General features: G+C 56.9%; 11 protein-coding genes. 3 read left to right on the forward strand and 8 right to left on the reverse strand.

The window, feature by feature from the left end:
* Positions 1–12: 12 nt before the first annotated feature.
* Entirely contained in the window at positions 13–693 is a 681-nt protein-coding gene (locus tag AUC61_RS03550; RefSeq protein ID WP_243244484.1) for a response regulator, read from the reverse strand.
* Positions 694–708: 15 nt separating this feature from the next.
* Entirely contained in the window at positions 709–1,428 is a 720-nt protein-coding gene (locus tag AUC61_RS03555) for a Crp/Fnr family transcriptional regulator (RefSeq protein ID WP_243244485.1), read from the reverse strand.
* A gap of 83 nt (positions 1,429–1,511) precedes the next feature.
* Here AUC61_RS03555 and AUC61_RS03560 point away from each other — a divergent pair, with 83 nt between their 5' ends.
* Positions 1,512–2,036: an Mpo1 family 2-hydroxy fatty acid dioxygenase gene (locus AUC61_RS03560; protein WP_243244486.1), complete on the forward strand. Its 525-nt coding sequence runs from the start codon at positions 1,512–1,514 to the stop codon at positions 2,034–2,036.
* A 101-nt stretch (positions 2,037–2,137) separates the two neighbouring features.
* Here the strand turns inward: AUC61_RS03560 and AUC61_RS03565 are convergent, their stop codons facing one another.
* The 6 genes from AUC61_RS03565 to dibA all read right to left on the reverse strand — a co-directional run bounded on the left by AUC61_RS03565 (position 2,138) and on the right by dibA (position 8,600).
* Positions 2,138–3,124 carry a sulfate/molybdate ABC transporter ATP-binding protein gene (locus AUC61_RS03565; RefSeq protein ID WP_243244487.1) on the reverse strand — a complete coding sequence of 329 codons (987 nt, stop codon included), beginning with the start codon at positions 3,122–3,124 and terminating at the stop codon, positions 2,138–2,140.
* A gap of 3 nt (positions 3,125–3,127) precedes the next feature.
* The gene (gene cysW, locus AUC61_RS03570; protein ID WP_243244488.1) at positions 3,128–4,000 is read right to left on the reverse strand and encodes a sulfate ABC transporter permease subunit CysW; all 873 of its coding nucleotides are present in this window, start codon (positions 3,998–4,000) and stop codon (positions 3,128–3,130) included.
* Between the two features lie 13 nt (positions 4,001–4,013).
* Entirely contained in the window at positions 4,014–4,835 is an 822-nt protein-coding gene (gene cysT / locus AUC61_RS03575; RefSeq protein WP_122667372.1) for a sulfate ABC transporter permease subunit CysT, read from the reverse strand.
* 188 nt (positions 4,836–5,023) lie between these two features.
* On the reverse strand, positions 5,024–6,031 hold the full coding sequence (locus AUC61_RS03580) for a sulfate ABC transporter substrate-binding protein (protein WP_122667371.1): 1,008 nt from the start codon (positions 6,029–6,031) through the stop codon (positions 5,024–5,026).
* A gap of 144 nt (positions 6,032–6,175) precedes the next feature.
* Positions 6,176–6,358: a sulfur starvation response protein OscA gene (oscA, locus tag AUC61_RS03585; protein WP_003170956.1), complete on the reverse strand. Its 183-nt coding sequence runs from the start codon at positions 6,356–6,358 to the stop codon at positions 6,176–6,178.
* A 325-nt stretch (positions 6,359–6,683) separates the two neighbouring features.
* Entirely contained in the window at positions 6,684–8,600 is a 1,917-nt protein-coding gene (gene dibA / locus AUC61_RS03590) for a phosphodiesterase DibA (protein WP_243244489.1), read from the reverse strand.
* 155 nt (positions 8,601–8,755) lie between these two features.
* On the opposite strand from dibA, the gene desA reads away from it, so the two are divergent.
* Positions 8,756–9,940 carry a delta-9 fatty acid desaturase DesA gene (gene desA / locus AUC61_RS03595; RefSeq protein WP_243244490.1) on the forward strand — a complete coding sequence of 395 codons (1,185 nt, stop codon included), beginning with the start codon at positions 8,756–8,758 and terminating at the stop codon, positions 9,938–9,940.
* A gap of 138 nt (positions 9,941–10,078) precedes the next feature.
* Positions 10,079–11,065, forward strand: coding sequence for a GGDEF domain-containing protein (locus AUC61_RS03600; protein ID WP_122667368.1), 987 nt, complete (start codon positions 10,079–10,081; stop codon positions 11,063–11,065).
* Positions 11,066–11,299 lie beyond the last annotated feature (234 nt).

The raw sequence follows: 11,299 nt of genomic DNA on the forward strand, positions 1-11,299 counted from the left end.
ACGAATCAGCCTTCACCGCAAATCAAACGCCTCGACATCCAGCAATGCCAGTTGATAACCGTCATCGCCCACGGCATGAATCAGCTTGGGAAGGTAGCGCTCGTCGATTTTGGAGCGCAGGCGCTGGATGGCAACAGTGACCGGCCGCAGGTCGTTGTCGAAGATTTCTGCTGCGATGTGCCCTCGGGAGATGACTTCACCCTGACGGCGGGCAAGCAACTGCAATAAGGCAAACTCCTTTTCGCCCATGGAAATACGCTGGCCGCCACGGCTGACGCGCTGCAGTGCCATGTCTATTTCCAGATCGGCAATGTTGATACTGGCGGCATCGCCCGTCGGACCGCGACGCAGCAGTTTGCGCACGCGGGCCAGCAGCTCTTCGTAATTGAAGGGCTTCAGCAGGTAATCATCGACTCCGAGTTCCAGGCCACGCAGGCGGTCTTCGATGGCATCCGGAGCGGTCAGGAACAGCACCGGCGTTGCGCCGCGCTGACGGATCAGTTGCAACAGCTGCCAGCCGTTAAGGCCTGGCAGCATCACATCAAGAATGATCAGATCGTAGTTTTGCTCTTCTACGAAGTGGCGACCGTCCAGGCCATTGAGCGCCACATCCAGCGTAAAGCCCGACTCGGCAAAGCCTTCAGCCAGCTCGTTCGCCGTCCTGGCATCGTATTCCACTAACAGCAGCCGCATGGCTCACCTCGGTCATTAAGGCGCTAAGCATAACGACTTGGCACGCAGGGTGTTGGCCGCCTTGCGCAGTTTGATCACATCGAAGATCTCTACCTGCTCGTCACCCATGCGCAAAATCTTGCGTTGATGCAGGTCCTGCAACACGTCGAGCAACTCTGACGGTGACAGATCTGCTGTACGTTGCGCCTCTATTTCATCAAAACCGATCAGACGTCGCGCGTGACTGAGATGACCATAGCCTTCAGCAAGCATCAATAAGCGCCACGCCACCCGCGCCTTGGGAGTCAGCAATTTGATGCGATCAGGACGCAGCAGATTGATGCCCATTTTCTGGCTGAGGAGGTCAGCGAAGGGACGCCAGTGAGCCGGATTTTCCTCCAGGAGGTCGTTAAGCACCGACTGCGGAACATGCAGAAAAATGCTCTGTTCCATGGAGTACACGTCGAATCTGCGCGGCATGCCGTCGAACAATGAGACCTCGCCAAACCAATAAGGTGTGCGGACGGGCTCAAGACGTGGCACCAGGCGTTGATCAGCAGGGGCGCCAACACGAACCGAGCCTTCTACCAAGGCGTAAAGACCGCAGGGTTCATCGCCCTTTTCGAACAGAAATTTGCCCGGTGTTTTACGCGTCTGGCGGGTTGCGTCCAACAAGCTATCCTGCAAAGCGGCAGGCAGATGCCCAAACCATGAGTCGCTCATCAAACGCGAGCGCCATCCAGCTCCATTTGTCATCTATTGCTCCCTGTTATTACTGATCGCATCGCGTTAAAGACGAAACCGTAGCAGAATCGTTTATCGCTCAAAGAGGAATAATAATGAAAAACCTCACAGACCATCTCAGTCAATACGCCGCCTACCACCGCGACTCGCGGAATATTGCGACACACTTTGTAGGAATTCCGCTGATCGTCATCGCGGTGACGGTATTGCTCTCACGCCCCGGCTGGATGATCGGCGGCCTGTGGATGTCACCCGCGGCGCTGGTCGCCTTGGCATCTATCGTCTTCTACCTGCGCCTTGACCGGCCATTGGGTGTGTTGATGGGCGTATTACTGGGGCTATGCCTGTGGGCCGGAGCAAGTCTTGCGCAGCAGGCGACCATGGTCTGGCTCAGCGCCGGAGTGGGTTTGTTTGTGGCAGGCTGGATCATCCAGTTTGTCGGCCACTATTACGAAGGCCGCAAACCGGCATTCATCGATGACGTGAGCGGCCTGATCATAGGCCCGTTGTTTGTGGTGGCGGAGTTGGCGTTTTTGATGGGGATACGCAAGCCGTTGCAGCATGCGATTGAAGAAAGAGTCGGGCCGGTGCGCAAGCGGGATTTGAAGCAGGCGGTTTAAACACATCGAATATCTGTAGGAGCTGCCGAAGGCTGCGAAAGCTGTGGGTCAGACACACCGCTCTTCGCAGCCTTCGGCAGCTCCTACAGGTGCCTTAGCCCCTAGATATTCGCAACCTTCTGCCAGACCTTCGGCTTGAAGAACAGCGTTTCACCCCGCGCCAGACCGGTCAGGCTGTCATGATCTTTCACCACTTCGGCTTCGATCAGCTCGCTCTGCCCTTCGACCCTCAGAGTGATACGGGTGGTCGCGCCAAGCGGACGGATGTCACGCACTTCAGCTGCGTGATGGCCTTCCAGCTCGGAGCGTGACAGCGACACCTCATGAGGACGGAACAGCACGTGCTCTTCACCCACATGCAGGCGGTTGGAGTCGCCCAGGAAGTGGTAAACAAAATCGCTGGCCGGGTTTTCGTACACTTCGCCCGGCGAGCCGATCTGCTCGATCACACCTTTGTTCATGACCACGATGCGGTCGGCCACTTCCATGGCTTCTTCCTGGTCGTGGGTCACGAAAACCGAGGTCAGGTTGATGTCTTCGTGCAGACGGGCCAACCAGCGACGCAGCTCTTTACGCACCTTGGCATCCAGAGCACCAAACGGCTCATCCAGCAGCAGCACTTTAGGCTCTACCGCCAAGGCACGGGCCAGAGCGATACGCTGACGCTGACCACCGGATAACTGCTCCGGATAGCGATCAGCCAACCAGTCCAGCTGGACCATGTTCAGCAGTTCGTGAACCTTGACCGCGATCTGGCTTTCATTCGGGCGCTGATTCTTGGGTTTCATCCGCAGCCCGAACGCGACGTTGTCGAACACGGTCATGTGACGGAACAGCGCGTAGTGCTGGAACACGAAACCGACATTACGATCACGCACGTCATGGCCGGACACGTCTTCACCATGGAAAACGATGCTGCCGTCATCGGGTGTTTCCAGGCCGGCAATAATGCGCAGCAAGGTAGTCTTGCCGCAGCCGGACGGGCCTAGCAACGCCACCAGCTCGCCACTCTGGATGTCCAGATTGATGCTGCTCAGGGCCTTGAAGGCATTGAAGTTCTTGCTGACATTACGGACTTCGATCGACATGAATTATTCCTCCGCCGCACTTTGGCGCAGACGGTTAATGCGCGCTTCGCTCCACTGCTTGAGCAGCAGGATAAACAGCGCAAGGATCAGCAACAGGCTCGCCACGGCAAACGCTGCAACGTGGTTGTACTCGTTGTAGAGAATTTCGACGTGTAGCGGCAGGGTATTGGTGACGCCGCGGATGTGCCCGGAGACCACCGACACCGCCCCGAACTCACCCATGGCACGGGCGGTACAGAGCACCACGCCATAGATCAGGCCCCATTTGATGTTCGGCACGGTCACGTACCAGAACATTTGCCAGCCATTGGCACCCAGCAAACGCGCGGCCTCTTCTTCTTGCGTGCCCTGCTCCTGCATCAGCGGGATCAGTTCACGGGCCACGAAAGGCACAGTGACAAAGATGGTCGCCAGAATGATGCCCGGCAAGGCGAACACGATCTGGATGTCGTGATCCTGCAGCCACGGCCCGAAAAAGCCCTGAGCCCCGAACATCAGCACGTAGACCAGACCGGCAATGACCGGCGAAACCGAGAACGGCAGGTCGATCAGCGTCACCAGGATGCTTTTGCCACGGAACGAGTACTTGCTCACGCACCAGGCGGCGCTGACGCCGAACACCAGATTGAGCGGGACTGAGATCAACACAGCGATAACCGTCAGCTTGAGGGCTGACAGAGCGTCTGGTTCGAGGATCGCCGTAAAGAACGCGCCGAGGCCGTTTTTCAGTCCCTGAGACACCACGATAAACAGCGGCAAGCCCAGGAACAGCAGGAATACCAGCCAGCACAGGATGATCAGAATCCGGCGCGACACCGCGCTGCCACGGCGGGCAGCGTTGGCAGAGGCGGCGGCTGAAACAGATGAATGGGACATGTTCTGCGCCTCCTCAGGATGGGGTTTCGATACGCCGCTGCAGCAAGTTGATCAGCAGCAACAGAATGAAAGAAACCACCAGCATCATCACGCCGATCGCCGTAGCGCCTGTGTAGTCGTACTGGTCGAGCTTGACCATGATCAGCAAGGGCAGGATCTCGGTCTTCATCGGCATGTTGCCCGCGATGAAAATCACTGAACCGTACTCGCCCACACCTCGGGCAAACGCCAATGCAAAACCGGTCAACCACGCAGGCAACAGTGCAGGCACAAGGATGTGCCGGAACACTTGCAGCGGACGCGCGCCCAGGCACGCAGCAGCCTCTTCGACCTCACGCGGGATATCGGCCAGCACGGGCTGCACGGTACGCACCACGAAGGGTAACGTGACGAAGGTCAGCGCGAGGGTGATGCCCAGCGGCGTGTAAGCGATCTTGAAGCCCAGGTCCGTGGCGAACTGCCCGACCAGACCGTTAGGTGCATACAGCGCAGTCAAGGCGATACCGGCAACAGCGGTGGGCAGGGCGAACGGCAGGTCGATCATTGCATCGATGATCTTGCGACCAGGGAAGGTGTAACGCACCAGCACCCACGCCAGCAAAACACCGATCACGCCATTGATAACAGCGGCGTAGAAAGCCGTACTGAAGCTCAGCTTGAGAGCTGCCAGCACGCGCGGTGCAGTGATGATTGCCCAGAATTGATCCCAGGTCAGCTGCGCGGCGTGGATAAACATCGCCGCCAGCGGGATTAACACAATCAGACTGAGGTACACCAAGGTGTAACCCAGCGTCAGCCCGAAGCCGGGTATGACGGGGGAGATACGTCGCGACATAAAAGTCCTTGGTTAACACACGCAACCCGCAAACGAGTGCGGGTCCTATTGTTCAGCGAATACAACCGACTTGAAATGCATGTCCGGTAGGAGCGAACTTGTTCGCGAGACGGTGGGCGAGGTGTGTCAGGCTCACCGCCTCGCGAACAAGTTCGCTCCTACCGGGTCAACGCGGTGCAGTCGTGCACTTACTGCGCCTGGTAAATCTGATCGAAAATGCCGCCGTCGTTAAAGAATTTCGGTTGCGCAGTTTTCCAGCCGCCGAAGTCTTTGTCGATAGTCAGCAGATCCAGTTTAGGGAACTGTTTTTCGTACTTCGCAGCGACTTCAGCGTTACGTGGACGGTAGAAGTTTTTCGCGGCGATTTCCTGACCTTCTTTGCTGTACAGGTGCTTCAAATATTCAGTCGCGATTTCAGTATTGCCTTTCTTCTCGGCGTTTTTGTCGACAACAGCGACAGGTGGCTCAGCCAGAATCGACAGTGAAGGTACGACGATGTCGAACTTGTCCGCGCCGCCATCTTCTTTCAGTGCCAGGAACGCTTCGTTTTCCCACGCCAGCAACACATCGCCCTGACCGTTGTTGACGAACGTGATGGTCGAGCCGCGAGCACCGGTGTCCAGAATTGGCACGTGCTTGAACAGCTCTTTCACGTACTCATTGGCTTTGGCTTCGCTGCCGCCGGTTTTCAGGCCGTAGCCGTAAGCCGCCAGGAAGTTCCAGCGAGCACCGCCGGAGGTTTTCGGGTTTGGCGTGATCACCGAAACGTCTTTCTTGATCAGATCGCCCCAGTCCTTGATGCCTTTCGGGTTGCCCTTGCGCACCAGGAACACGATGGTCGAGGTATAAGGCGTGCTGGCGTCCGGCAGACGGGTCTGCCAGTTCTCCGGCAGGGTTTTGCCCAATTTGGCGATTTCGTCGATGTCACCGGCCAGAGCCAGGGTCACCACATCAGCACGCAGACCGTCGATTACCGAACGACCTTGCTTGCCCGAACCGCCGTGGGACTGTTTGATTTCAACTTTGTCGTCCGGATGGGACTTCTTCCAGAAGTTGATGAACTCAGCGTTGTATTCCTGATACAGCTCGCGCGTCGGATCATACGAGACGTTCAACAGCTCGTAATCCTTGGCAACAGCGGAACCGGCAAACACGGCACTGGCGAGTGCGGCCAGCGCATAACGGCGAATGGACATGGGTCAAGCTCCTGGAAAATCTGGTTGTGTTGTTGGCTTTTTCTAATTTTGGTTTGAAGCTTTTCTGTAGGAGCTGCCGAAGGCTGCGAACAGATCTAAAGGCCATTCGCAGCCTTCGGCAGCTCCTACAAGGATCGAGGTGAATCAGCTCGGTTTGTTACCCGGGTTCTGCAAACGAAACTTTTCCTTACGCTCGATCTGGACGACCTGCGCGTTATGCACAGTGATCTCCACCGCCCCGAAACGCAGATCGCGCAGCGCGCTCTGAATCTCGCGCAGAATCGCTGCTTCGTCCTGACCGTCAACGCTACGCAGAGATGCGCTCATGATCGTGCTCCTTGAAATAGATTGGCCTGAAGAACCTGTTCGCGAGGTTTCCACTTGTGGCGTGGAGGCAATCTTAGAGATGCACGGATATTCTTAAAAAGACTATTTAAGAATCTACATATAACCAAAATGAATTTATGAGGTATGCGCTGCTTCGGGGTGGCCAAACATAGGACCTGTAGGAGCGCACGAGCACCGCGAGGCCGCGATAGCGGTTTGCCTGACACTCCGCCATCGCTGGCCTCGTAACCTGGGTGAGCTCTACAGGATGTATTTCATTTCTGTGGTTTGTAGGGAGTTTGAAAGGAGCTGCCTCTTCGGCTGGCTAAAAACTCGGCGCATGCGCCCAATCAATCTGCTCAGCCGGCATTGGCCGCGCAAACCAATAACCTTGGCCCATTGCGCAATCGTTGGCCAGCAAGAACGCCGCCTGTTCGACCGTCTCGATGCCTTCAGCCAGTACGCGCATGCCCATGCTTTGCGCCAGGGCAATAATCACTCGCACGATGGCGATATCATCTTCATCGCCAGGCAGACCGGCGACGAAACCCTGATCAATCTTCAGCTTTTGCACCGGCATGCGCTTCAGGCGCAACAACGACGAATAACCCGTGCCAAAATCGTCGATGGCCAGGCTCAGCCCGAGATCACGCAAACGGTGCATTTGCTCGATAGCCTGATCAGGGTCTTCCATCACTGCGCTTTCGGTCACCTCCAGCTCCAGATGCGCCGGATCCAGCCCGGTATCGCGTAACACCTTGGCGACCTGCTCAACCAGATGACCACTGCCAAACAGGCGGCTGGAAATGTTGACGGCCACAAAGGAAATATCCACGCCTGCCGCCAGCCAGTCACACATCTGCTGGCAGGACGTGTTCAATACCCAGGCATCAATATCGGCAATCAGACCGCTTTGTTCGGCGATGGGGATGAACTCCCCCGGTGGCACCAGCCCACGTTCGGGGTGTTGCCATCGCACCAGCGCCTCGACGCCCAGAATACGGCTGGTGTGCAGGTTGTGAATCGGCTGATAAAAAACCCGCAGCTCATGACGCTCGATAGCGCGACGTAATTCACTGGCCAGATGCACCCGCTGCTGAGCGTGCGCGGTGAGCTCCTCGGTGTACAACGCATACGCTTCGCGCCCGTCGCTCTTGGCTTTGAACAACGCCGAGTCAGCATTGCGTAACAGCTGTGCCGGGTTGGAGGCGTCACCAGGGAACAAGCTGATACCGACACTGGCACTGATGAACAACTGCTGGTTGCCCAGTAAAAACGGCGTCTTGAAGCCATCCAGAATGCGCTGTGCATAACCGGCCACCTGCACCACTTGCTGGCAGTTTTCGATCAGCAGCGCAAACTCATCACCGCCCAGCCTCGCCAGGGTCATATCAGCATCAAACAAAGATTTGAGGCGCTCGGCCACAGCCTTGAGCACTTCGTCGCCGACGTTATGCCCCAGGCTGTCATTGATGTTCTTGAAATGATCCAGATCGATTAGCAATAGCGCGCAGCCGCGCTTGTTCGAGCGGGCATAGGTAAGTGCCTGCGTCGTGCGGTCGATGAACAGCAAGCGGTTGGGCAAATCCGTCAGGGGATCGTAATGCGCCAGCTGCAACAAATCCTGCTCTGAGCGCTTGATGGCGGTGATATCGGAAAACACTGCGACGAAGTGCTTTATCTCGCCACTGTCACCCTTCACGCTGCGGATACTTTGCCACTGGGGGTATATTTCACCGCTTTTGCGGCGGTTCCAGATTTCGCCGCTCCACTGCCCCGCACTAAGAATCGAGCGGTACATCTGTCGGTAGAACTCGGGCCCATGACGGCCGGATTTGAACTTGCTCGGGTTGACGCCCAGAACCTCGTCCAGCTGATAACCGGTGATCTCCATGAAGGCGCGGTTGACGTGGACAATCTGCCCCTGGCTATCGGTGACGACTACACCTTCAAGGGTGCTATCGAACACCGCCGCCGCCAGACGCAGACGGTCATGATCTTCGCGTTGATGGCGCAGGATAAGATCGACCCCCATGAAACGCAGTAACTGGCTGCGAACGATGAAGATGAAAACGGCACTGATCGCCACCCAGAGATAACCGCTCATCTGCTGGGCAAACGCCAATCGAGTCGGATTTTCGATCATCCCGGGCAGCCAGTGATCACACACGACAAACCAAAAAATCGACAAAACCCCATAAAACAGGGCTGTTCGCAGTGCGTCACGAGAGGAGTCGGTCATAAGAAAACTAAAAACCTTATGAAATGCGGGATTAAAGATTAGGAAACATCTGGCGACTCTTATCTCTAAGCCCGACTGGTTTTATCTGGTGGCTCAGTGATAATGCGCACTGTTGTTTTTTTATTCAAAGCGTCTTTTCGAGGGCCAAACAGCCTATGTGGTACAACGGTTTGCTCGACCTTTCAGTCTGGCAGTTAGTGGCAGTCACTCTTGCCATGACCCATGTGACGATTGTCGCCGTCACTATTTACCTTCACCGCTACTCCGCCCATCGCTCACTGGAGCTGAATGCGGGCCTCAAACACTTCTTCCGTTTCTGGCTGTGGCTGACCACTGCGCAGAACACTCGCGAATGGACCGCTATCCATCGCAAACACCATGCAAAATGCGAAACCGTCGATGACCCGCACAGCCCGGTTGTAAAAGGGCTTTCTACTGTACTGCGCAAGGGCGCAGAACTGTACCGGGCCGAGGCGGAAAATCCGGACACATTGCGCATTTACGGCAAAAACTGCCCGGAAGACTGGATCGAACGCAAAATCTATACGCCTTATCCGTTGCTGGGCGTGGCGATCATGGCGGTCATTGACCTGCTCTTGTTCGGCGCGCTGGGCATCACCGTCTGGGCGATTCAGATGATGTGGATTCCTTTCTGGGCGGCTGGCGTCGTCAATGGCCTGGGCCATGCCGTCGGTTATCGCAACTTCGAATGCCGTGATGCAGCAACCAATCTGGTGCCATGGGGCATCATCATTGGCGGCGAAGAGCTGCATAACAACCATCACACCTACCCGAACTCGGCCAAGTTGTCGGTCAAGAAGTGGGAGTTCGACATGGGCTGGGCGTGGATCAAAGTATTCAGTGCCCTGCGTCTGGCCAAAGTGCAGCGGGTTGCACCTATCGCGCACCGCGTCGAGGGCAAAGGCAGTATCGACATGGATACCGCCATGGCGATCCTCAACAACCGTTTCCAGATCATGGCCCAGTACCGCAAGCTGGTGATCGGCCCACTGGTTGCTCAGGAACTGGCTAAGGCCGACGCTTCGGTACGCCATCAATTCCATCGCGCCAAACGGCTGTTGTCCCGTGAAACCAGCCTACTGGATGACAAGCATCACTTGCGCATTCAGACCATGCTGGAGCACAGCCACGCGCTCAAAGTGATCTACGAAAAACGCCTGGCCCTGCAGCAGATCTGGGTCAAGACCAGCAGCAATGGTCACGACATGCTGGCCGCCATGAAAGACTGGATTCACGAAGCCGAAGCCAGTGGTATTCAGTCCCTGCGCGACTTCGCCGACCAGCTCAAAACCTACTCGCTGCGCCCTGCGCACGCTTGAAGCCACTGATCAGCGCGCCCGAATTCGGGCGCGCCTGATTTGAACTTCATCCCCTAAATCCACTCAGAACAACAGCCCGCGACCCCGTGCGGGGAATGTTGTGGCTGTGCGCCGCACCTTATTCTGAGATGCAGTGCCATGGACAACAAAAATCTACTGACACCCCATACTGACAATCCCGCCGCTGCCGAGACGCTACTGGCGCTGATGCACGCCCAGGCAGAAGTCGCACGCCTGAGTGAACGTGAGCAACTGTTCAGCTCGCTGCTGGTCAGCGTCAATGCTGTGCTCTGGGCCTTCGACTGGGCCACCCAACGGATGATCTACGTCAGCCCGGCTTACGAACGCATCTTCGGCCGCTCTGCAGGTTTGTTGCTGGCCGACTACGGCGAATGGCGCGACAGCATTTACCCCGATGACCTCAACTACGCTGAGCGCAGCCTCAACGAAGTTATCGAGAAAGGCGCTGTGGAAGATCGCGAATACCGAATCATCCGTGCCGACGGCGAAGTCCGCTGGATCAGCGACAAATGCTTCGTAAGTCACCAGACCGACGCCGAGCAGCGTCTCGTCGTGGTGGGCATCGCAGAAGACATCACCGAAAAGAAAGAGCTGGAAAGCGAACTGCAGCGCCTGGCGACAACCGACGTGCTGACACAAAGCAGCAACCGCCGGCATTTCTTCGAATGCGCCCAGCGCGAGTTTGAATTGGCGCGCCTGCATGGCACGCCGTTGGCATTTCTGTTGCTGGACATCGATGACTTCAAGCTGGTCAACGACACCTACGGGCACCAGGAAGGCGATTTGGTGCTGCAGAAAATCGCTGAATGCGGCCGAACGACGTTAAGACGCGGGGATTTGTTCGGCCGTATTGGCGGTGAGGAGTTTGCTGCGGTGTTCCCGGGTTGTGCGCCAGACATGGCCAAGCAAATCGCCGAGCGCCTGCAGCGAGAAATTCAGCGATTGAGTTTCCAGCGCGGCGACAAAACCTTCGGCATCACTGCCAGCCAGGGCCTGACCAACATGGGAGAGGACGACCAGAGCCTGGAAATCCTCTACGCCCGTGCTGACGCAGCGATGTATCAAGCCAAGCGTCAGGGCAAGAATCAGATCGTGTTGGTGTAGGTGATTCGCGCAGGAGCCTGTTGGAGCGAGGCTTGCCCGCGAAGAACGATTACGCGCCCTGACTGATACACCGCAGCGCCTATATCGCGGGCAAGCCCGGCTCCCACAGTAAACCTCGGTCCTGTGGGAGCGAGGCTTGCCCGCGATGAACGATTACGCGCCATGACTGACACACCGCAGCGCCTGAATCGCGGGCAAGCCCGGCTCCCACAGTAAACCTCGGTCCTGTGGGAG

Source organism: Pseudomonas maioricensis (assembly GCF_022790535.1).
GTDB classification, from domain to species: domain Bacteria; phylum Pseudomonadota; class Gammaproteobacteria; order Pseudomonadales; family Pseudomonadaceae; genus Aquipseudomonas; species Aquipseudomonas maioricensis.

Bases quoted from the DNA above. Each gene is read 5' to 3' on its own strand.
- cysW (WP_243244488.1), bottom strand. From the start codon at position 4,000: ATGTCCCATTCATCTGTTTCAGCCGCCGCCTCTGCCAACGCTGCCCGC.
- dibA (WP_243244489.1), bottom strand. From the start codon at position 8,600: ATGACCGACTCCTCTCGTGACGCACTGCGAACAGCCCTGTTTTATGGG.
- AUC61_RS03600 (WP_122667368.1), top strand. From the start codon at position 10,079: ATGGACAACAAAAATCTACTGACACCCCATACTGACAATCCCGCCGCT.
- AUC61_RS03565 (WP_243244487.1), bottom strand. From the start codon at position 3,124: ATGTCGATCGAAGTCCGTAATGTCAGCAAGAACTTCAATGCCTTCAAG.
- AUC61_RS03560 (WP_243244486.1), top strand. From the start codon at position 1,512: ATGAAAAACCTCACAGACCATCTCAGTCAATACGCCGCCTACCACCGC.
- AUC61_RS03555 (WP_243244485.1), bottom strand. From the start codon at position 1,428: ATGACAAATGGAGCTGGATGGCGCTCGCGTTTGATGAGCGACTCATGG.
- desA (WP_243244490.1), top strand. From the start codon at position 8,756: ATGTGGTACAACGGTTTGCTCGACCTTTCAGTCTGGCAGTTAGTGGCA.
- AUC61_RS03580 (WP_122667371.1), bottom strand. From the start codon at position 6,031: ATGTCCATTCGCCGTTATGCGCTGGCCGCACTCGCCAGTGCCGTGTTT.
- AUC61_RS03550 (WP_243244484.1), bottom strand. From the start codon at position 693: ATGCGGCTGCTGTTAGTGGAATACGATGCCAGGACGGCGAACGAGCTG.
- cysT (WP_122667372.1), bottom strand. From the start codon at position 4,835: ATGTCGCGACGTATCTCCCCCGTCATACCCGGCTTCGGGCTGACGCTG.
- oscA (WP_003170956.1), bottom strand. From the start codon at position 6,358: ATGAGCGCATCTCTGCGTAGCGTTGACGGTCAGGACGAAGCAGCGATT.